Genomic DNA, 21,932 nt, shown 5'->3' with positions numbered 1-21,932 from the left:
CAGGGCCCCGCCCCCGGCCGCGGGCCGGGGTGCGCGGGGCCCGCGGAGGCCGTGGTCACTGCCCGGGGCGGACGGAGCCGACCGACGGGCCCTCCCGGGTCAGACGGTGAACTCGTCGGTGATCAGCGTCCCGTCGAAGGTGGTCATCACGGAGACGTATCCGTAGTGCACATCCGTCGTGGGAAAGCTGGTGAGGCTCCAGGGCGCGTCGACCACCCCGGGCCCGCACGGCAGTTGGCCGGAGCCGTTCGGCATGGCGATGGGCATCAGCTGGAGCGCGCTGAAGCTGACCGGGACGGTGGTCCCGGCCGGTGCGGTACAGGTGTAGATCCCGCCGATGGTGAGAGTGCCGAAGATCGAGGGGTGCATCGGGGGGTCGACATCCGCCCACTGCACATCCATCGACTTGACCGACTGCGGCTGGGCGGCGGCGCCGGTGGCTGTGACGCCCACGCCCGTCAGGGCTGTCAGGGCGGCAGTGGCGAGTGTCGCCGCGCAGCGGGATCTTAAGGTCAGGCTCATGACATTCCCCTGATGGGTGCGGGCCGGTTCGGCCGTACGGTTGAGGAAGTCCAGATCTACCCGCGCCCGGCGGCGGCCGGCAGTCGCACGGCACGGCGCGCGGGGGCAGAGCCTCACGGGGAAGGCGGCGGGGTCACCGAACGCCGCCCCGGGAGCAGGCACCGGAGCGTCACCGGCTCGGCGCACACGCGCGCATGGTGCTCAGCGCCGCCGTCGCGGCCGCCACCACGGCGGGCCATTCCGGGGACTGCACGTAGGCCGCGTCGGGCGACTCGCCGAGCCGTTCGATCAGTGGCACCAGCAGTCGGGCCAGCCGGCGCATGGCTTCGGCTTCCCACGCCGTTCGAAAGATCGCCCCGATCTCCTCTTCCGGATGATCGAGCGCCCGTACGTCGTCGAGAGCGTTGACGGCCATGGTCAGGTCGTACAGCATCCCACCGCGACGCGGTCGGCCCTCCACCCGGACTTGCTGCTGGCACTCGACGTCCGCCAGCGCTTCGAGCCCGTCCAGAGCCCACATGCGCAGATCCGGACACGCGACCTGGTGCGTCCGACCGGTGAACTCCGTCTCTCCCCCTGCCGAGCCGGGCGCCCGAGTCCACGAGAGGACTGCCGGGACGAGCCACCCGGCTCGGTATCCGTCGATCCCGCCGACGCCCCGGCTCCGGCCCCCGAACCCGGGGCGGATCCGATGACCGTACCTCCACCGCTGTGTTCCGGTCGATGAACTACGGCCGGCCCCCGCAGGCGCGGTCGGCACTTTGATTCATCCGGTCGATGCGGGATGCGCGTCAAACCCTGAAGCCGAAGACTCCGTGGTGATCGGCAGTACGGGAGCCGGGGGATCCGGACCGGCGCTGTGGGACGGGGTCCGCAGGAATGGCCTCAGGACCGGCCCCCGGTCGGTCTTCCGGTCTCCGCTGCCCACCATGACCGCCCCTCCGGCACGGCCGGTGCGGACGGGGTGGGGATCACGGCGGGCTCCGGTCCGGGTACGCCGGGGGCGGTCGGGCCGAACGGTCGCCCGGTCGCCGGAGACCGGCGCGGGAACCGTCACCTGGTGATAGGGACAACGCGCGGGCGGCTCGGCCATCATCGGATATGGACACCAGCTCAGGCGCTTCCCGCCGATCCTTTGTGACCGCCCTTGGCGCAGGAACGATTCTGCCGATGGTCGGACCGTCCCCGGGCGCCGCCGCCGCGCCCCGGCCGACGGCGACCGGTGCCGCCGCCGTACCTCCGCCGGAGGTGACGGCCGGTGCCTCCCGGACCTCGGTGACGATCGCCGCGTACGACCCCGCCCGCTACACCCGGGCCGCCTCGGGGGCGCTGACCGTCTCCGGCCTGGGCGGAACACCCGCCCGGACCGGGGTCGTTCACGAGGGGGAGCAGCTCGCCATCCTGACCCAGGGCTGTCGTACCGTCGTCCTGGCCGGGCCCGAGCGGACCTTCCAGGAGGACAAGCGGCCCTTCGACGACACCTTCCGGCGGACGGTCGCCCAGGGCGGCTGGGGTCTCTCGCCCGGCGGGGGCGGCTGGGACACCGCCAACGGGGAGCCGTCCGACTACTCCGTCGTCCAGGGTGCCGGGATCGTCTCGGTCGTCCGGGAGCGCCCCGGCAGCCGTCATCTCACCCTCAGGGACGACCGGGTGGCCGATCTCGACGCCGTGCTCACCGGGTCGTTCGGGGCGAGTCCGGCGGACGCCCCGCGCTCCCTCGCCCTCACCTTCGGATTCCAGACCGTCAGCCGGCACTGCCGGGCCCGGCTCGCGTTCACCGCCGCCGGCGCGGTGACGCTCCGGCTGGAGAAGGCCGTCAGCGCCACGTCGGTGGTCTCCCTTGCGACCGCTTTCCCGGTCGCCGACAGCACTCCGGCGAACTCCTCCTGGTCCGTGCGGGTGGAGCGGACCGGGACCACGATCCGGGCCCGGGCCTGGCGGGCGGATCTGCCGGAGCCCGCCGTCTGGCAGGTGGCCGCGGAGAACGAGCCGCTCGTCGCGGGAAGGATCGGGGTACGGGCCGACGCCGACAGTACGACCGCCGACACCGAGCTGCGGGTCGGCCGGGTCCGGGTCCTCTCCGCGACCTGGGACACCCCGGTGACCGTCACCCACCGCTCCTGGGTACGGGTCCTGCCCCAGCCCTTCGACGGCACCTGGAGCGCCGGGGTGGAGGAGCGGGTCCGGGGCTGGCTGGGCTCCACCGCGCCCGACGCCCTCGGCTACGGCTGGCACTTCCTGCCGGGCGCGCCGCCGGTGGCGTCGTACCGTACCGGGCCGCCGGAGCTGGGGGCGCCGGTGCTCGGCACATCGGAGTACGGGCCGCCCCAGCCGGGTGGCGCCCGGGACGAGGGCGCCGACTTCCACGAGTACATGGGGGTCGACTGGACGTTCGGCCGGGTTCCGTCGGGGACGCTCACGAGGACCGCCGATCCCCGGTTCGCCGGGGCGCTGGACTGCTCCGGCTACATCCGGATGGTGTTCGGCTACCACCTGGGCGTACCGCTGGCGCACGAGAGCGACCACACCTCGCCAGGTCTGCTGCCGCGCCGGTCCGCGGACATGGCGGTACGGGCGCCCGGTGCCGTGATCGCGCAGGCGGCGGGCGCGCCCCCGGCGCTGACCGGGCTCCAGCCCGGCGATCTGGTCTTCTTCGACGCGGAGAGCGACACGGGGAACGAGATCGATCACGTGGGGATGGCCCTGGGGACGGATACCGCGGGTGTCCCGAGGTTCCTCTCCAGCCGTAAGACACCGAACGGGCCGACCGCGGCGGACCTCGGCGGGGCGTCGGCGCTCACCGGTACGGGGACGTACGCCACGACCCTGCGGACGGTACGCCGCGTCTGAGAGCGCCCCCCGTCCGCTCGTCCGACGGCACGGGCGGACGGTCCGGCGGCATGGCCGATGCGGGCGCGGAGGCCGCCGGGTCCCGGCCCCGGCGGCCCGTTCGCCGGGCCGCCGGGGCCGGTGGGCGCGGCCACCGCCGGACGCCCCGGGGACAACCCAGAGTCCAAAGATCTCCAACCGTCTTTCCGGGGTTCGGCGATCGGTGGTACCGGGGCGGACGGGGCGGGTGCGCACCGTCGATTCTTCCGGTCATGCACGAATGACCGAACGGAGATGTCATGTACGAACACTCGGCCGACCGCGACGGGCCGGCCGGAAGGGAGCGGGGCGCCGTGCGGACATCGGCGGAGGCGGCCCGGATCGTGGGCTGGCTCGCCGCCAGGGACGAGGCGGAGCACGGGTTGCGGGAGGCGGTGGGGCGGCCGCCGAGCCAGCGGGACGACACCGTGGACCGGATGGCGGAGGCGTTGCGGGCGGCGGCGCTGGGGCTGGCGGAGCCCGCGGTGGCGCTGGCGGCCGGGGTGCCGGAGCGGCTGCTGCGGAGGTGGCGGGAGCAGGATCCGGCGTTCGGCGCCGCGATGCGGGCGGCGGAGGAGCTGGCCGCCGGGCACGGGGTGGCGGCCGGGGGCGAGCCGACGGCGGCGATGCTGCGGGTGGTGCTCGACGGGGTGCTGAGGGGGTTGCCCTGCACGACGGCGGCGCGGGTGGCGGGCTTCTCGGTGCGGCGGTTCAACCGGCTGCGGCGGACCGGGCCGGGGGCGAAGCTGCTGCAGGCGGCCCTGCGGCAGCGGGCCGGGACGGGCGGGAGCCGCGGCTATCGGCTGGTGCGGCTCGACGATCCCCTGTTCTCCCCGGAACTCTCCCCCGACGACGACAGGTCGACTTAGGTTAGCTTTACCTAAGTAGCCGTTGAGCGGCGACCGGCCGCTCCGCCCGAGGGAGACCTCCGGTCATGAACCTTCCCCCCGCCACGCCCTATCCGATGCCCGCGGCCTCCGCGCTGCCCGGCTCCGCCCACGACTGGGTCCTCGAACCCGAACGGGCCGCACTGCTGATCCTCGGCATGCAGCCCCGCTTTCTCAGCGCCTTCCCCGCGGCCGCCGAACCCGGCGCCCGCCTGCTCGCCCATACCGAGGCGCTGCGCGGCGCCGCCAGGGCCCGGGGCATCCCCGTGGTCTTCGGGTACGCCCCCGGCGCGAGCCCCGGCCCCGGCGAGGGCGCGCCGGTGGCCCGCCGGGGCGACCATGTCATCACCTACGTACGGGAGAACGCCTTCCTCCGCAGCCATCTGGGCCGGGTGCTCGCCGCGGGCGACCGCGACCAGCTGGTGATCTGCGGACTGTTCGCGGCGGGCGGGGTGCTGCTCACCGCCGCCGACGCCCGGATGCGCGGGATGCGGCCGTTCGTCGCGGCGGACGCCGTGGCCGACACCGATCCCGACGACCACGCGCTCGCCCTGCGCTGGACCGCCGCCCGCTGGGGTGCCGTCCGTACCACCCGCCGTCTCGTCGAGGAAATGGAGGCCCCATGACCGATCCGCGGTATCCGCGGCCGAGGACCGTGATCGAAGCCCTGCCCTGGCTGGAACGCCATCGGGAGCAGATCGTCGTGGTCAAGTTCGGCGGCCACGCCATGGTCGACGAGGAGCTCAAACGGGCCTTCGCCGCCGATGTCGTCTCGATGCGCTACGCCGGACTCAGACCGGTCGTGGTGCACGGCGGCGGACCCCAGATCAGCGCGCTGCTGCGGCGGCTGGACCTGGAGGTGACCTTCGCGGCCGGACTGCGGGTGACCACCCCCGAGGTGATGGAGGTGGCCCGGATGGTGCTGGCCGGGCAGGTGCAGCGGGAGCTGGTCGGGCTGATCAACGAGCACGGCCCGTTCGGCGTCGGGATGACCGGCGAGGACGCCAGGACGATGACGGCGGTACGGCGCCCGGCGCTGGTCGACGGGCGGGCCGTGGACATCGGGCAGGTCGGCGAGGTCGTCTCGGTGGACCCGGACACGGTACGGGCGCTGCTGGACCGGGGGCGGATCCCGGTGATCTCGCCGATCGCGGCCGGGGCGGAACCGGGTGGCACCGGGGTCTACAACGTCAACGCGGATCTGGCCGCCGCCGCGCTGGCCGCGGCGCTCGGCGCGGAGAAGCTGGTGGTCCTCACGGACGTCGCCGGTCTCGTACCGGACTGGCCGCACGGCACCGAGGTGGCGCCCCGGCTGACGACCGGCGAGCTGGCGGCGCTGCTGCCGACGCTGGGCGGCGGGATGGCGCCCAAGATGGAGGGCTGCCTGCGGGCGGTCCGGGGCGGGGTCGGGACGGCGCACGTCCTGGACGGGCGGGTACCGCACTCGCTGCTGCTGGAGGTGTTCTCGGACGAACCGCCGGGGACCCGGATCGTGCCGGGTCCGGAACCGGTGCCCGCCGGAGCGGCCCCGGCCCGTCCAAGCCCGGGACCGAACGCGTCCAACACATCGCTCTGAAAACCGGCCGTCCGGAGGATCCCCCGAGGTCCCCCGGGCGGCCCTCGGCCGGGTACGGCGGTCCGCCCGGACCGCCGCCCGGCCCTCGGCCGACGCGCCCCGGCGATCCCCGCGGGGCCTGGTTCCGGCCGCTCAGGGGCGGTCGGCGCCGGGGCGTACGGGGCTCCGCCGACGCCGCCGCGACCCTCCCCCGCCTTCTCCGATCCCCCCTCTGATCAGGCGCGTTGGCGCACAGTTGGGCCTTCGATTCCGCAGTTGAGCGCACTTGACACTCCCCGAACGATCGGTGATGTTAGGCCAGCCTTACCTAAGTAGCCGGGTGAGTCCGAGGAAGGATGGGCATGTCCGCACCACACGCGCACGCCGGGTCCGGGGAGCCGTCTCCAGGAGTTCTGGATCTGGTGGGCATCGGCTTCGGCCCCGCCAACCTGGCCCTGGCGATAGCCGTCGCCGAGCACAACGCCGCGAGCGCCGCCCACGACGGGCTGAGATCGGCGTTCATTGAGCGGCAGGATCGTTTCAGCTGGCATCCCGGCATGTTGCTGGAGGGCGCCACCATGCAGGTGTCGTTCCTCAAGGACCTGGTCACCCAGCGGAATCCGAGCAGCCCGTACAGCTTTCTGCACTATCTGCGGGAGCACGGCCGGCTGGCCGACTTCATCAACCAGAAGACGTTCTTCCCGACCCGGGTCGAGTTCCACGACTACCTCCGCTGGTGCGCCGAGGACTTCACGGCACAGACCGTGTACGGCACCGAGGTCACCGGGATCCGGCCCGTACCGGGCCCCCCGGGCGACGGTCCGGTGGACGTCCTGGAGGTGGCGTGCGGCCCCACCCGGGAGGCCGGCCCGGACCGGGCCCGCCCGCTGCGGACCCGCAATGTGATGCTGGGGACGGGGCTGCGGCCCCGGCTGCCGGAAGGCATCGGCGCCGGAGCGCGGATCTGGCACAACTCGGAGCTGCTGCACCGCACCCGGGCGCTGACCGGCCCCCTGAGGCACCGGCGGTTCGCCGTGGTGGGGGCGGGCCAGTCGGCGGCCGAGGTCGTCGGCCATCTGCACCGAGCCTTCCCCGGCGCCCAGGTGTGCGCCGTCTTCACCCGGTACGGCTACAGCCCGGCGGACGACAGCCCGTTCGCCAACCGCATCTTCGACCCGGAGGCCGTGGACGCCTTCTTCGGCGCCCCGGAGGAGGTCAAGCGGGGGCTGCTCGACTACCACGGGAACACCAACTACTCGGTGGTCGACGGAGAGCTGATCGAGCAGCTGTACCGGACCGTCTACCAGGAGAAGGTCACCGGCACCGAGCGGCTGCGGATCCTCAACGCCAGTGAGCTGACCGGGGTCTCCGAGCAGCCGGACGGGGTCCGGGCCACGGTCCGCTCCCTGCTGACCGGCGCCACGGAGCCCCTGCTCTGCGACGCCGTGGTGTACGCCACCGGCTACCGGGCCGCCGATCCCCGGGAGTTGCTGGGCGGGCTGGGCGACGAGTGCCTGACGGACGGTCAGGGACGGTTGCGGATCGGCCGGGACCACCGGATCGCCACCACGTCCCGGGTCCGGGCCGGGATCTACGTCCAGGGCGCGGCCACCGAGCACAGCCACGGCATCACCTCGTCCCTGCTGTCCACCCTCGCGGTACGGTCCGGCGAGATCCGCGACTCCCTGCTGCTGCACGGCGCGGAGCGGGCCGTACGGGCGGACCGCGCACCGGACGGGCCGCCGCCCGAGCCCGCCGCCGTCCTTCCCGCCGGTCATCGGAGCTGAGCCGTGACCACCACCTTCTCCCCCACACCCGTCCCCCCGGCCGCCGCCCCCGGCGAGGCCGGTCCGGGGATCCCCCTGACGGCCGCGCAGGCCGAGTTCCTGGCCGCGCAGACCGCCGCGCCCGACTACGCGGGACACAACGTCGGCCAGTACGTGGAACTGATGGGCCCGGTCGATACGGAGGCGCTGCGCGACGCCGTCGCGGACGCCCTCGACGAGGCGCCCTGGCTGCGGTTCCGGCTCACCCGGGGGCACGACGGGCCCCGGCAGACCCCGGTTCCCGCCACGGGCGGGCCCCGGCGGCCCGCCGTGCTCGACACCTCCGGCGCCGCCGATCCGGTGGCGGCCGCCCTGCGGCTGGTCCGGGGGCAGCTGGCCTGTCCGCCGCGGCTGGATCTGCTCGCCGCGCCGCCGGGCCCGGACGGGGTCCCCGATCTGGCCGGGAGCGTTCTGGTCACGGTCGGCCGGGACCATCATCTGCTGGTGCAGTTCTGCCATCAGCTGGCGGTCGACGGACACGGCCTCGCCCTGCTCAACCACCGGGTCGCCGAGCTGTATTCGGCCGCCGTGCGCGGCCGGGCCGCCGGTCCCTCGCCGTTCGCGCCGGTGACGGCGCTGGTCGAGGCCGAGAGCGCGTACGCGGACTCGGCCGAGCGCCGGGCCGATCTGGCCGCCTGGACCGGGCGGCTGGCGGGAGCCGCCTACCCGGGCCCGCTGCGCGGCCGGGGCGCGCCGCCCGCCGACACCGCCGTCCGCCGGACCGTGGTATTGCCGTCGGCGGCGACCGCGGCCGTCGAGAACGCGGCCCGGGGCGCGGGGGTGACCTGGGGCGAGGCCGTACTGGCGGCCACCGCCGCGTTCACCGCGGCGCGGACGGGGGCGCCGGAGGCGCTGCTCGCCGTCTACGCGGCGGCGCGTACCGCGCCCGGCACCCTGCGGGTGCCCTCGGCGGCGGTGAACATCCTGCCGGTCCGGATCGCCGCCGGGCCCGCCGACACCTTCCGGGATCTGCTGGCCCGGGCGGCGGCCGAGACCGCGTTCCTCCGCCGGCACCAGCGGGTGCGGGGGTCCGATGTGGCGCGGGCGCTCTGGCCGGAGCACCGCGGGCACCGGGTGCCCGGCCCCCTGGTCAATCTGCGGCCCTTCGAGACCGAACTGGACTTCGCGGGGGTCCCCGGCCGGGTGGTGAGCCTGGCGTCGGGCCCGGTGGACGAGCTGGCGATCAGCGCGTCCCGGACCCCCGAGGGCCTGCTGCGGATCGATCTGGACGCCAATCCGGCGCTGTACCGCCCGGACGAACTGGCGGCGGAGGCCACCGGTTTCGCGGCCCTGCTGAGCGACTGGGCGGCCCGGCCCGAGGAGCCCGCCGCGCGGGTGACCGGTGTCCTGGCGGGCGGTCCGGCCGGGGGCGGCGTCCGGGCCGCGGCGGAACCGGCCCGTACGCCGCCCGCGCCCGCCGGGGACCGGGAGCGGGGTCCGGTGACCCTGCTGCCCGCCGCGTACCGGCTGCGGGCGGCCCCCGGTCTGGCCGAGCGGGCCCATGAGCACGTCCTGCTGCGGGTCCCGGCCGGACTGCGGGCGGCGCCGCTGCGGCGTGCCGTCGGCACCCTGGCCCGGCGCCATCCGGCGCTCCGGCTGGCGCTGCACCGGGCGCACGAGGTGTGGAGCCAGGAGGTGCTGACGCCGTCGGCGGCGCCCGCCGTGACCGATCCGGGCACCTTGCGCCGCTATCCGGTGGCGGATCCGGATCCGGCCGGGCGGGACGCGCTGGTGGCCCGGGCGGCCCGGGCCGCCGGGGAGTCGCTGGATCCGGCCGTGGCACGGGTGTTCCGGGCGGTCTGGTTCGACGCGGGCCCGGCCGAGCCGGGGCGGCTGCTGCTGGTGGCGCACGCGCTCTCGGTGGACGACGCCTCCTGGCAGCTCATCGCGGACGAACTGCCGGTGCTGTACGACTGGTTCGCCGGTTCGGGGGCCCGTCCGGGCGCCCTCGGCGAGCCGGGTGGCCTGACCGGCTGGGCGGCGGAGCTGGCGACCCGGGCGCAGTCGCCCGAGCGGGTCCTGGAGTTGCCGTACTGGACCGCGCAGGCGTCCGGCCCGGCACCCCGGGCCTGGCCCCCGGTGCCGGGCGGACACCGGCTGAGCACGGTCGTCGAGGTGCCGGTGCCCGCCGGGCCGCCGGGGCCGCATCCGGTCGACGTGGCGCTGCTGGCCGCGCTGGCCCGGACCGCGGCGGGCCGGGCCCGGCTGCACGACGGTGCCCGGCTGGCGGTGGAGCTGGAGCTGCCGCGGCCCGCCGGGGCCCCGCGGACGGCCGGTCGGCTCTCCACGGTGCACGGCGTACGGCTGCCGCTGGATCCGGCGGGTCCCGAGCCGGTGCGGCGGCTGCTGGCGGAGGCGCCCGACGGGGGCCGGGGCCAGGAGCAGCTGCGTCATCTCAATCCGCAGACCTCCGTAGGGCCTTCGGGTCCGGCCGGGCGTGGTGTCGCCTATCGGCGGCGGCACGCGCTGACCGGTCCGGAGTCCGCCGCCGGCTGGGGTCCCGCCCCCGCCGGGGAGTGGCCGGGCGCCGACGCCGGCGGCGGCGAACCGCCGCTGGCGGGGCCGGTGGAGCTGACCGTCACGGTGGCCGCCGCGCCCGGCGGCGGCTGCCGGGCGACCGCGGACTGGCGCTGGTCGGCGGCCCTGTTCGACGCCGCCGAGGCGGCCGAGCTGTCGCGGGCCACGACGGCCCTCGCGGCCCGGTTCGCCGCGTCGGGCTGACCGCTCCGGCCCGGGCCCGCCTCGCCTCCCGGGGTGTTGTCACCGGGGGCGTCCGGGCCGGGGCGGGGGCCGGTGGGCCCGGGGTCGTACGCCCCCGCCGGGCGCGGCCCGTGAGCGGCGTACGGCGGCCGGCGGAGCGCCGGGGAAACCACGGGGGCACCGCTCCCCCGACAGAGACAGACCCATCACACTGCACGACCGGCGCAGATCGCCGGAGCGACCGAAAGACCGAGGAGATTCCGATGGCCACCAACCCCTTCGAGGACGACGAGGCCGGCTACTTCGTACTCGTCAACGACGAGAACCAGCACTCGCTCTGGCCCGCCTTCGCCGCGGTGCCGGACGGCTGGCGGATCGTCCACGGCGAGGACACCCGGCAGGGCTGTGCCGCCTACACCGAGGAGCACTGGACGGATCTCCGCCCCGCCGGCCTGGTGGCCGCCGAGGCGGAGCGCTGACCGCCGCCGGGTGTCACAGCCTCAGCTCGTAGACGCGTGAACCGCGAGCCGGGTCCAGGGCCGCCGCCCATGCGGCGGGGGCCCGTTCCGGCGCCACGGGTGCGAAGCCGTTCCGGAGGAAGAGCCGGGCCGGGCCCGTGGTCGCCGTGAACAGCCGGACCGCACCGCCGCGCCGGGCCCGGTCGAGCGCCGCCCGCAGCAGCGCCGAACCGATTCCCCGGCCCTGACTGCCGTGCTCCACGCAGAAGTTGTGGAGGACGGCCCCGTCCCCTCCCTCGTCCCGTACGGCCACACAGCCGGCCGGTCCTTCGCCGGGGGCGCCCTCCGCGAGGAGGAACTCCCCTATGCGCGCGCGGTAGTGGGCGAGGGGGCGGGGGCGCAGCTCTCCGGAGGCGACAAAGGCCCGGGAGAGGGCGAAGAGGGCTTGTGCGTCTCCCTGGCGGGCCGGTCTGACCGGTCCCGCGGGGAGCTCGACGACGACTGGGATCACGAATATTAGGTTAGCCTTACCTAAGTGACTGGTGAGGTCGGCCTCCCCCGATTCATCAGAGGAAGCAATCGCTGACATGACCGCATCCGCTGCCGCTCCCCTGCCCGCCGGGCCGTTCGCCCTCGACCGTCTGCTGCAGGACGTCACGGACGTTCTCTGCGCCGAACCCGGCGAGATCGACCCCGACGAGAACCTGCTGGACCAGGGCCTCGACTCGATCCGGCTGATGTCGCTGGTGTCCCGCTGGCGCGCGGAGGGCGCGGAGATCGCCTTCGTCGACCTCGCCGAGCGCCCCACCCTGCGGGAGTGGTCGGTCCTGCTCGCGCCCGCCGCGCCCTGATCCGTACCCCCGTCCGTCCGTCGATCCGTTCCCCTCCCCCCGGAGTGCCCCGTGCCCCTGCGCGACCTCGTCATCGACATCGCACCGCTGCGCGACTCACCCGACTTCCGGGCGGTCTTCACCGCCCGTCTGGTGTCGTTGTTCGGCCTCGGCATGGCGTCCGTCGCCCTGGCCGCACAGGTGTGGGACATGACCCGGTCCACCTTCCAGGTGGCCGTGGTCAGCATGATCATGAGCATCTGTGTGCTGCTCGGTTCCCTCTGGGGCGGGGTGGCGGCCGACCGTACCGACCGGCGAACCCTGATCGTCCGGGCCCGGGGCGCGGCGGCGCTGGCCTTCGCCGGTCTCGCCGTCAACGCCTTCCTCCCCGAGCCCACCCTGTGGGCGATCTGGCTCTGTGTCGCCTGGGACGGCGTGGCCACCGGTGTCAGTGTCACCGCCCTGATGGCCGCCGCCCCCACCCTGGTCCGGGACGACCAGCTCCCGGCCGCCGCCGCGCTGGTCTCCCTCACCGGTGAGATCGGCTCCATCGGCGCCCCGTTCCTCGGCGGTGTGCTGCTCGCCCTCTGGGGTCCGGCACCGGTCTTCGCCGTGGCCGCCGTCACCACCGCCCTGACCACCGCCCTCGTGACCCGGGTACGGTCGCTGCCGCCCGGCGGCGCGCATCCCGACGACCCCGACAACGCTGACGACGGGGACGGCACGGAGGACTCCGGGTCCCTGCTCGACGCCTTCCGGTTCGCCGTACGGAACCGGGTGGTCGGCGGACTGCTGCTGCTCGGCGGGGTCACCGCCCTGTTCAACGTGCCCGTGGTGCTCTTCCCCGAGATGGTGGACCGGACCTTCGGCGGCGGTGAGGTGATGCTGGGTCTGCTCTACTCGGCGCCCGCCGTCGGCGCCGTCCTGGTCTCCGCCACCAGCGGCTGGCTCACCCGGGTCGACCGCCCCGGACGGCTGCTGCTGCTGGCCGCCTCCACCGGTGGCGCGGCCACTCTCGGCTTCGGTCTGAGCGGTACCCCGGCCGTCGCGTTCGCCCTGCTCGCCGTCGGCGGGGCCGCCGGGACCGTCTACGAGATCCTGGAGTACTCGCTCGTCCAGCACCACACGCCGGACGCGATGCGCGGCCGGATCGTCAGTGTGATCACCACCCAGGGCACCACCGGTGACGTGGTCGGCGATGTCGAAGTGGCCGCCCTCGCCCGCTGGTTCGGGCCCTCGGGCGCCGCCGTCGTCAACGGCGCCGTCTGTATCGCCGCCGCCGCGGCCGTCGCCCTGGCCGTCCCCGGGCTGCGCCGGGCCACCCTGCCCAAGGCGCCCGGGTCCGACGACGAGACGCCGCCGGACGCCGGTCCGGCCCCGGCCGTCCGGGACACCCCGGCCGCGCCGCGCGGCTGACGCCCCGGCCCGGCCGACGCCCTTCCCCGCCTCCGCCGCCCCGCACCGTACGCCCCGGCCGACCGCCGCCCCGGTCCGCCGACGACCTCTGGAGCACCACCCATGAGCGACCGCATCCCGCAGCGCCTCCCCCTCACCGGGGCACAGGCCGGAGTCTGGTACGGCCAGCGGCTCGATCCGCGGTCCCCGGTCTACAACGTCGGCCAGTACCTGGAGATCCACGGCTCCCTCGACCCGGAGCTGTTCACGGCCGCGCTGCGGCACACGGTCGCCGAGTGCGAGGCGCTGACCGCCCGCTTCGCCGAGGACGCCGACGGCGAGCCGTACCAGCTCGTCCCGGCCGCGCCCGGGCCGGACCCGGTACTGCCCGTCCTGGACCACACCGGGCAGGACGATCCGTACGGTACGGCGATCGAGCTGATGCACCGTGACATGGCGACGCCGGTGGACCCGGCGCGGGACGCCCTGTGGCTGTTCACCCTGCACCGGGTCGCCGACGACCGGTTCCTCTGGTACCAGCGGGTCCATCACATCACCCTCGACGCCTACGGCTTCTCCCTGGTGTCGCGGCGCGCCGCCGAGGTGTACACGGCGCTCGCCGAGGGCCGCGAGCCCGGCGCCAGCCCGTTCCCGCCGCTGTCGGCCGTGGTCGAGGAGGAGGCCGCCTACCGCGACACCGAGCGCCGGGAGAAGGACCGGGCCTACTGGCGGGAGCGGCTGGCGGGGCTGCCGGAACCCGCTCCGTTCTCCGGCGCCGTCCATCCGGCGGCCCACTCCTTCCTGCGCGCCCGGTCCGAGCTGGGTCCCGGGCCGACCGGCCGGCTGCTGGCCTCGGCCCGGTCGGTGAAGGCGAGCTGGGCGGACGCGGTGACCGCCGCCTTCGCGGCCTGGACGCACCGGGCGCAGGGCACCCGGGACGTCGTCCTCTCCCTGCCCGCGATGGCCCGGCTCGGCACCTCGGCGCTCCGGGTGCCCGCGATGGTGGTGAACGTCCTCCCGCTGCGGGTGGGCGTCGCGCCGGGAACCCCGTTCGGGCGGCTGACGGCGGAGGTCGCCGACGGAGTCCGGGGACTCCGCCGCCATCAGCGGTACCGCGCCGAGGAGATCCGCCGCGAGCTGGGTCCCGGGGTGACGGAGGGCACCGCCGTCTTCGGCCCGATGGTGAACGTCAAGTCCTTCGACTACGGACTGAGCTTCGCCGGGGCGCCCGCCACCGTGCACAACGTGGCCGCCGGGCCCGTCGACGATCTGACCCTGGGCGTCCACCACGACGAGGCCGACGGGACCATCCGGCTGGAACTGGACGCCAACCCCCTCGCCTACGACCGGACCGCCGTCGAAGCGCTGCTCGCCGAGTTCACCGGCTTCCTCGCGGCCTGCGCCGAGGCCGGTCCGGAAACGCCCGTCGGGGCGCCCGATCTGCTCGGCCCGGCCGCGCTCGCCGAGGCCGTCGACGCGGCCCGCGGCCCGGTGCGGACCGTCCCGGACGCCCCGGTCACGGCCCGGTTCGAGGCGGCCGCGCGCCGCCATCCCGACCTGCCCGCGGTGATCGCCGGGGAGACCGTCCTCAGCCATGCCGCGCTCCACGCCGCGGCGGGCCGGCTGGCCCGGCTGCTGATCTCCCGGGGCGTCGGCCCGGAGTCCTTCGTCGGGATCGCCGTACCCCGCCGGGCCGAACTGATGGTGGCGCTGCTCGCGGTCCTCAAGGCCGGTGGCGCGTATCTCCCGCTCGATCTCGAATACCCGGCCGACCGGCTGCGGTTCATGGTGGACGACGCCCGCCCGGTCTGTGTGCTGACCACCCTGGACGGCGCCGCCGCCGCGCCCGACGCGCCCGGTACGGAACGGATCGTGCTGGACGCCCCCGACACCCTCGCCGAACTCGCCGCCCTGCCGGACGGGCCGGTCGGCGACGGCGACCGGCTCGCCCCGCTGTCCGGGGACCACCCCGCGTACGTCATCCACACCTCGGGCTCCACCGGCCGCCCGAAGGGGGTCGTCGTCCCGCATGCGGCGCTCGCCGCCTTCCTCGACACCCAGACCGGGGCGCTGGATCTCGAACCGGGCGACCGGCTGGTCGCCGTCACCACCGTCTCCTTCGACATCCACGTCCTGGAGCTGCACACCCCGCTGCTCCACGGAGCCGCCGTCGTGCTCGCCGACCGGGACACCGTCCGGGCCCCGGCCGCGCTGGCCGCCCTGATCGACACGCACCGCCCGGCGGTCGTCCAGGCCACCCCGTCGCTCTGGCAGGCGCTGCTGGCGGACGGCGCGCCGACGACGCTGGCCGGGACCCGGATCCTGGTCGGCGGCGAGGCGCTGCCCGCGGTGCTGGCCGAGCGGCTGGCCCGTACCGGCCGGTCGGTGACCAATGTGTACGGTCCCACCGAGGTCACCGTCTGGGCGACCTCGGCGGAGCTGGCGGCGGACCACACCGGGGTGCCCGGCATCGGCCGGCCGTACCCGAACACCCGGGCCCATGTGCTCGACGGGGCGCTGCGGCCGGTGCCGCCGGGCCGTACCGGAGAGCTGTATCTGGCGGGCCGTCAGCTGGCCCGCGGCTATCTGGGGCGTCCGGCGCTGACCTCGGAGCGGTTCACGGCCGACCCGTTCGGCCCGGCGGGGTCCCGGATGTACCGCACGGGCGACCTGGTGCGCCGGGGCGCGGACGGCGCCCTGGAGTTCCTGGGCCGCGCCGACGACCAGGTGAAGCTGCGCGGACACCGGATCGAGCTGGGCGAGGTCGAGGCGGCGCTGGCGGCGGCCGCCGGGACCGGGCGCGCGGTCGCCGTGGTCCGGGAGGACGAGCCGGGCGCCGAACGGCTGGTCGGCTATGTCACCCGGGGCGGCGACGGCAGGTCGCCCGACCCGGCCGGGGTGCTGCGGGCCGCCGCCGGGGTGCTGCCCGCCTATATGGTCCCGGCCGTGGTGGTGGTGCTGGACGCGTTCCCGCTCACCGCCAACGGCAAGGTCGACCGCAAGGCGCTGCCCGTGCCGTCCGCCGAGGCGGGCGGCGGGGGCGGGCGCGGGCCGCGCGGTGCCCGTGAGGAGATCGTCACCGGGGTACTCGCCGATGTGCTGGGCGTACCGGAGTTCGCCCCGGACGACGACTTCTTCGCCTTCGGCGGGCACTCCCTGCTCGCCTCCCGGGTGGTGGCCAGGCTGCGCCGGGCGCTGGGCGCCGAGTGCGCGATCCGCGATGTGTTCGAGGCCCGTACGGCGCGGGTGCTGGCCGAGCGGCTGGGCGGGCGGGCCGTCGCGGGCCACCGTCCGCCGGTCGCGGTGGAGCGCCCGGCGACCGTACCGCTGTCGTACGCGCAGCGGCGGCTCTGGTTCCTGCACCAGCTGGAGGGGCCGTCGGCGACGTACAACATCCCGTTCGCCGTACGGTTCGACGAGCGGCTCGACGCGGTGGCGCTGGACGCGGCGCTGGGCGATGTGGTGGACCGGCACGAGACGCTGCGGACCGTGTTCGAGGAGCGAGACGGGGTGCCCGCGCAGCGGGTGCTGTCCCCCGGCGCGGCCGGGGTCCGGCTGCGGGTGGTGACGGCCGGTCAGGACCCGGAGGCGGTGGACGCCGCGACGGCGGCGGCGCTCGGCCACCGGTTCGATCTGACGGCCGAGGCCCCGGTCCGGGTCACCCTGGTCCGGTCCGGGTCCGGCGGGGACGTCCTGGTGGTGCTGCTGCATCACATCGCGTCCGACGAGTGGTCGATGGGCCCGTTCCTGTCCGGTCTGACGGCGGCGTACGAGGCCCGGCGGGCGGGCGGCGCGCCCGCGTTCGACCCGCTGCCGGTGCAGTACGCGGATTACGCGATCTGGCAGCGGGAGACGCTGGGCGAGGTCTCCGATCCGGGTTCGCCCGCGTCGGCGGGTGCCGCGTACTGGCGTGACGCCCTGGCGGGCGCCCCCGCCGAGCCGGCGCTTCCGGCGGACCGGGGCCGTCCGGCGACGGCGGCGGAGGCTTCGGCGGGCGCGATGGTGTTCCGTCCGGTACCGGACGCGGTGGCGGTGGGGGTGCGGCGGCTGGCCCGGGAGTCCGGTACCAGCGTCTTCATGGTGGTCCACGCGGCGGTCGCGGCGCTGCTGCACCGGCTCGGCGCCGGGGACGACATCGTGCTCGGCACCCCGGTCGCCGGGCGGTCCGAGACCGTACTGGACGATCTGGTCGGCTTCTTCGTCAACACCCTGGCGCTCCGGACGGACGTCGGGGGCGATCCGACCTTCGCCGGGCTGCTGGCCCGGGTACGGGCCGCCGATCTGGCCGCCCTGGACCACGCGGAGCTGCCGTTCGACACGGTGGTGGAGGCGGTGGCCCCGGAGCGGTCCCCGGTCCGGCATCCGCTGTTCCAGACGATGGTCTCGCACAGCACCGTCAGCCAGGACCTCGACACGCTGTTCGGGCTGCGGTCCCGGGTGGAGCGGATCGATCCCGGCGCCGCCAAGTTCGATCTGGACATCACCTTCGCGGACACCGCCCACGGCACGGGCCTGGAGCTGGAGGTGTTCTACGCGACGGCCCGCTTCGACCGGGGCACGGCCGAGGCGCTGACGGACCGGCTGCTGCGGGTACTGGCCCTCGCGGTCGCCGATCCCGAGGGCCGGATCTCCGACTGGGAGCTGCTGGCCGACGGCGAACGGGCCGCGCTGGAGCGGTGGAACGACACCGGCCGTCCGGTCGGCCCCGAGCCGGTGACGGAGCTGTTCGCGGCGAGCGTCGCGGCGCGTCCCGGCGCGGTCGCCGTGGTGGCGGGCGCGGAGCGGCTGACCTTCGCCGAGCTGGACGACCGGGCGGGCCGCCTGGCGACGCTGCTGGCCTCGGCGGGCGCGGGCCCCGACACGGTGGTGGCGCTGGCCGTGCCCCGTTCGGCGGACGCCGTGGTGGCGGTGCTGGCGGTACTGAAGGCGGGGGCGGCGTATCTGCCGCTGGACCTGGACCATCCGGCGGAGCGGATCGCGTTCATGGTCGCCGACGCGGCGCCGGTCTGCGTGGTGACGACCCGTTCGGCCGCCGGGCTGGTGCCGGGGGTGCCCGCGGTGGTGCTGGACGAGCCGGGGACCGGGGAACGCCTGGCGGCGGCGGTTCCGGCGACGGCGGTACCGGTGGATCCGGAGCACGCGGCGTATGTCATCTACACCTCGGGCTCCACCGGGGTACCGAAGGGTGTCGTACTGCGGCACGCCGGTCTGAACCGGCTCTTCCGGGACCACGAGTCGCAGTTGTACGGGCCGGTCACGGAGCGGCTGGGCCGCCGCGTGCGGGCCGTGCACACCGCGTCGTTCGCGTTCGACTCCTCCTGGGATCAGCTGCTGTGGCTGGTGGCCGGGCACGAGCTGCACGTCCTGGACGAGTACGGGCGGCGGGACGCCGAGGGCGTCGTGGCCTATGTCCGCGAGCACCGGATCGACGTCCTGGACGTCACCCCGTCGTTCGGCAGACAGCTCGTGGACGCGGGCCTGCTGACCGGGGAGTGGCGGCCGCCGCTGTTCCTGCTCGGCGGCGAGGCCCTGCCGCCCGGTCTCTGGGCGGAGCTGCGGGACGTCCCCGGGTTGGAGGTCGTCAACTTCTACGGGCCGACCGAGTTCACCGTCGACGCCCTGATCGCCCGGGTGTCCGACTGCCCGACCCCCGTGGTGGGCCGTCCCCTGGTCAACTCCCGGGCGTATGTGCTGGACGCCCGGCTGCGGCCGGTGCCGCCCGGGGTGACGGGCGAGCTGTATCTGGCGGGCGAGCAGAACGCCCGCGGCTATCTGAACCGTCCGGCGCTGACCGCCGAGCGGTTCACGGCCGATCCGTTCGGCCCGGCCGGGACCCGGATGTACCGTACGGGCGATCTCGCCCGGTGGCGGGCCGACGGCCTGCTGGAGTTCCTGGGCCGCGCCGACGACCAGGTGAAGATCCGCGGCTTCCGGGTGGAGCCGGGCGAGGTCGAGGCGGCGCTGGCCGCGCTGGCGGAAGTGTCGGCGGCGGCCGTGGTGGTCCGCGACGATCTGCCGGGCGCGGTGGGCGTGCCGGAGCTGGTCGGCTACGCGGTCGCCGGGGACGCGGACCCGGAGGAGCTGCGGCGCCGGCTGGCGGCGGCCCTGCCGGAGCATCTGGTTCCGGTGGCTGTGATGGTGGTGCCGGTACTGCCGACGACCGTCAACGGGAAGCTGGACCGGGCGGCGCTGCCGGTACCGGGGCCCAGGGCCGCGACCGGGGCGTCCCGGGCGCCGAGCGGCCCCGCCGAGCGGCGGATCGCGGAGGTCTTCGCCGGGCTGCTGGGGCTTTCGGCGGTCGGCGCCGATGACGACTTCTTCCGGCTGGGCGGGCATTCGCTGCTGGCGACCCGGCTGGTGGCGCGGCTGCGGGCGGCCGGTACGGCGTGTTCGGTACGGGATGTGTTCGAGGGGCGTACGGTCGCCGGGCTCGCCGAGCGGCTGTCCGGCCGGCCGGGTCCGGACCGGCCGGGCCCGGTGGCCTCGGCCAGGCCGGACCGGCTGCCGATGTCCCTCGCGCAGTCCCGGCTGTGGTTCCTGCACGGTCTCGAAGGCCCGTCGGCGACGTACAACGTGCCGCTCGCGGTCCGGCTGCGGGGCTCGGTGGACGCCGAGGCGCTGCGGGCGGCGGTGGCCGATGTGGTGGCCAGGCACGAGGCGCTGCGCACGGTCTTCGGGGAGGACGCTGCGGGCCCGTTCCAGCGGATCGTTCCCGCGGCGGAGGCCGTGGTGCCGTTCGCCGTGACGGCGGTCGCGGCGGGCGGTACGGACGCCGCCGTGACGGAGGCCGCCGGATACGCGTTCGACCTGGCGCGGGAGATCCCGCTGCGGGTGGCGCTGCTGTCGGAGGGCGCCGGGACGCACACCCTGCTGGCCCTCTTCCATCACATCGCCTCCGACGAGTGGTCGACGGGCCCGTTCCTGGCCGATCTGGCCGGGGCGTACACGGCGCGTACGGCGGGTGGGGCGCCGGAGTTCGGTCCGCTGCCGGTGCAGTACGCCGACTACGCGCTCTGGCAGCGGGAAACCCTGGGCGAGCCGGATGACCCCGGCTCGCGGGCCGCCGCCGAGACCGCGTACTGGCGCGACGCACTCGCCGGGCTCCCGGCCGAGATCGCCCTGCCCGCCGACCGCCCCCGCCCCTCGGTGTCCTCGCACCGGGGCGGCACCCTGACGGTGACCCTGCCGGAGCCGCTGGTGTCCGGACTCACGGCGCTGGCGCGGGAGCGGGGGACGACCCCGTTCACCGTGGTGTCGGCGGCGCTCGCCGGGCTGCTGCACCGGCTGGGCGCCGGGGACGACGTACCGCTGGGCTTCCCCGCGTCGGGACGGTCGGCGGAATCGCTCGATCCGCTGGTCGGTTTCTTCGTCAATACGCTGGTGCTCCGGGCCGATCTGTCGGGGGACCCCTCGTTCGCCGAACTGCTGGACCGGACGGCGCGGGCGGCGACGGGCGCGCTGGACCACGCGGAGTTGCCGTTCGACGCGGTGGTGGAGGCGGTGGCGCCCGAGCGGTCGCTGTCGCGGCATCCGCTGTTCCAGACGATGGTCGCCTACGAAGGCGGTGACGGCGTCCCGGCCGGCCTCTTCGGGGCCGGGCTCACGGTGGCCGACGCGCCGGTCGGCGAGGGCGCGGCCAAGTTCGATCTGGAGGTGCTGTTCCGGCACGTCCCGCCGGTGGAGGAGTCCGGTCCGGCCGGGATGACCTGCGGGATCCGTTACGCGGCGGATCGCTTCGACGCACCGACGGTGGCGGTGCTGGCCGAGCGGCTGATCCGGCTGCTGACGGCCGTGGCCGCCGATCCGAACGTACGGCTCTCGCAGATCACCCTCCTCGACGACGCCGAACGGGACCGGATCCTGCACGGCTTCAACGACACCACCGCGGCTTTGGACGGACCCACAACCCTCGCCGGCCTCGTCACCGCCGGGGCTGAGGACTCGCACGGCCCGGCCCTCGTCTTCGAAGGCACCGAGACCTCCCGGCCCGACTTCGAATCCGCCGTCAACCGGCTCACCCGACTGCTCATCGGCCGGGGCGCGGGACCGGAGACCGTCGTCGCCGTCGCCCTCCCCCGCTCCCCCGAACTCCTCATCGCCCTCCACGCCGTCGTCCGCGCCGGAGCCGCCTACCTCCCGCTGGACCCGTCGCTGCCGACGGACCGGCTGGCCTATATGGCGGACACGGCCCGGCCGGTGTGTCTGCTCGCCGACGGCGCTTCCGCGGCGGCGATCCCGGTACCCGAGGGCACGGCCGTGCTGCCGCTGGACGCCCCGGAGACGGTGGAACGGCTGGCGTCGTCGCCGGACGGACCGGTGACCGACGCCGAGCGGACCGCCCCGCTGCTGCCGCGCCACCCCGCGTATCTGATCTTCACCAGTGGTTCCACCGGACGGCCCAAGGGCGTCCTGGTCGAACACCGGGCGATCGTCAACCGCCTCCAGTGGATGCAGCACGCATATCAGCTGACCTCCACCGACCGGGTCCTCCAGAAGACCCCCACCGGCTTCGACGTCTCCGTCTGGGAACTCTTCTGGCCCCTCACCCAGGGCATACCCCTCGTCATCGCCCGCCCCGAAGGACACAAGGACCCCGGCTATCTGGCGGCGCTGATCGCCGAAGAGCGCGTCACCGTCTGTCATTTCGTGCCCTCGATGCTCGCGGCGTATCTGGCCGCGCATCAGGTGGACGCGACCCCGGCCCTGCGGCTGGTGGTGTGCAGCGGTGAGGCCCTGACCACCGATCTGGTCGAGCGGTTCCACCGTGACAACACCCAGGGGGCGGAGCTGGTCAACCTCTACGGTCCCACCGAGGCGGCCGTCGACGTCACCGCCGCACCCGCGACGGCCGGACTGCTCTCGCCTACGGCGCCCATCGGAACCCCCGTCTG

Annotated in this window: 13 protein-coding genes; 10 read left to right on the top strand and 3 right to left on the bottom strand. The window is 75.2% G+C overall.

Annotated features, from left to right (window positions below):
* Window positions 1-99 precede the first annotated feature (99 nt).
* Window positions 100-522 (bottom strand): hypothetical protein, encoded by a 423-nt coding sequence (locus tag ABZ714_RS33320; protein ID WP_358829112.1) that lies wholly within the window; start codon window positions 520-522, stop codon window positions 100-102.
* A gap of 169 nt (window positions 523-691) precedes the next feature.
* A complete protein-coding gene (locus tag ABZ714_RS33315) occupies window positions 692-1,042 on the bottom strand; it encodes a hypothetical protein (protein ID WP_358829111.1) in 351 nt (116 codons plus the stop codon).
* 650 nt (window positions 1,043-1,692) lie between these two features.
* On the opposite strand from ABZ714_RS33315, the gene ABZ714_RS33310 reads away from it, so the two are divergent.
* The 7 genes from ABZ714_RS33310 (at window position 1,693) to ABZ714_RS33280 (ending at window position 10,837) form a co-directional block, all read left to right on the top strand.
* On the top strand, window positions 1,693-3,372 hold the full coding sequence (locus ABZ714_RS33310; RefSeq protein WP_358829110.1) for an NlpC/P60 family protein: 1,680 nt from the start codon (window positions 1,693-1,695) through the stop codon (window positions 3,370-3,372).
* Window positions 3,373-3,650: 278 nt separating this feature from the next.
* Entirely contained in the window at window positions 3,651-4,259 is a 609-nt protein-coding gene (locus tag ABZ714_RS33305) for a hypothetical protein (RefSeq protein ID WP_358829109.1), read from the top strand.
* 65 nt (window positions 4,260-4,324) lie between these two features.
* Window positions 4,325-4,903 (top strand): isochorismatase family protein, encoded by a 579-nt coding sequence (locus tag ABZ714_RS33300; RefSeq protein WP_358829108.1) that lies wholly within the window; start codon window positions 4,325-4,327, stop codon window positions 4,901-4,903.
* The gene (gene argB / locus ABZ714_RS33295; protein ID WP_358829107.1) at window positions 4,900-5,853 is read left to right on the top strand and encodes an acetylglutamate kinase; all 954 of its coding nucleotides are present in this window, start codon (window positions 4,900-4,902) and stop codon (window positions 5,851-5,853) included. The genes ABZ714_RS33300 and argB overlap by 4 nt, the downstream gene beginning before the upstream one ends.
* Window positions 5,854-6,194: 341 nt before the next feature.
* Window positions 6,195-7,619: a lysine N(6)-hydroxylase/L-ornithine N(5)-oxygenase family protein gene (locus tag ABZ714_RS33290; protein WP_358829106.1), complete on the top strand. Its 1,425-nt coding sequence runs from the start codon at window positions 6,195-6,197 to the stop codon at window positions 7,617-7,619.
* Window positions 7,620-7,622: 3 nt separating this feature from the next.
* Window positions 7,623-10,379 carry a condensation domain-containing protein gene (locus ABZ714_RS33285; RefSeq protein ID WP_358829105.1) on the top strand — a complete coding sequence of 919 codons (2,757 nt, stop codon included), beginning with the start codon at window positions 7,623-7,625 and terminating at the stop codon, window positions 10,377-10,379.
* 242 nt (window positions 10,380-10,621) lie between these two features.
* Window positions 10,622-10,837 (top strand): MbtH family protein, encoded by a 216-nt coding sequence (locus ABZ714_RS33280; RefSeq protein WP_358829104.1) that lies wholly within the window; start codon window positions 10,622-10,624, stop codon window positions 10,835-10,837.
* A gap of 13 nt (window positions 10,838-10,850) precedes the next feature.
* On the opposite strand, the gene ABZ714_RS33275 is transcribed toward ABZ714_RS33280, so the two are convergent.
* Entirely contained in the window at window positions 10,851-11,327 is a 477-nt protein-coding gene (locus ABZ714_RS33275; RefSeq protein WP_358829103.1) for a GNAT family N-acetyltransferase, read from the bottom strand.
* A gap of 76 nt (window positions 11,328-11,403) precedes the next feature.
* Here ABZ714_RS33275 and ABZ714_RS33270 point away from each other — a divergent pair, with 76 nt between their 5' ends.
* The 3 genes from ABZ714_RS33270 to ABZ714_RS33260 form a co-directional block, all read left to right on the top strand.
* The gene (locus ABZ714_RS33270; RefSeq protein WP_358829102.1) at window positions 11,404-11,667 is read left to right on the top strand and encodes a phosphopantetheine-binding protein; all 264 of its coding nucleotides are present in this window, start codon (window positions 11,404-11,406) and stop codon (window positions 11,665-11,667) included.
* Between the two features lie 51 nt (window positions 11,668-11,718).
* On the top strand, window positions 11,719-13,062 hold the full coding sequence (gene entS, locus ABZ714_RS33265) for an enterobactin transporter EntS (protein WP_358829101.1): 1,344 nt from the start codon (window positions 11,719-11,721) through the stop codon (window positions 13,060-13,062).
* A gap of 102 nt (window positions 13,063-13,164) precedes the next feature.
* Window positions 13,165-21,932: amino acid adenylation domain-containing protein (locus ABZ714_RS33260; protein WP_358829100.1), on the top strand; the 8,768-nt coding region annotated here is incomplete at its 3' end.

The sequence above is a fragment of the Streptomyces sp. NPDC006798 genome, from assembly GCF_040635975.1.
Lineage (GTDB): Bacteria > Actinomycetota > Actinomycetes > Streptomycetales > Streptomycetaceae > Streptomyces.
The sequence above is the reverse complement of the archived record's forward strand: the minus strand, read 5'-3'. Positions and strand labels throughout refer to the sequence as shown.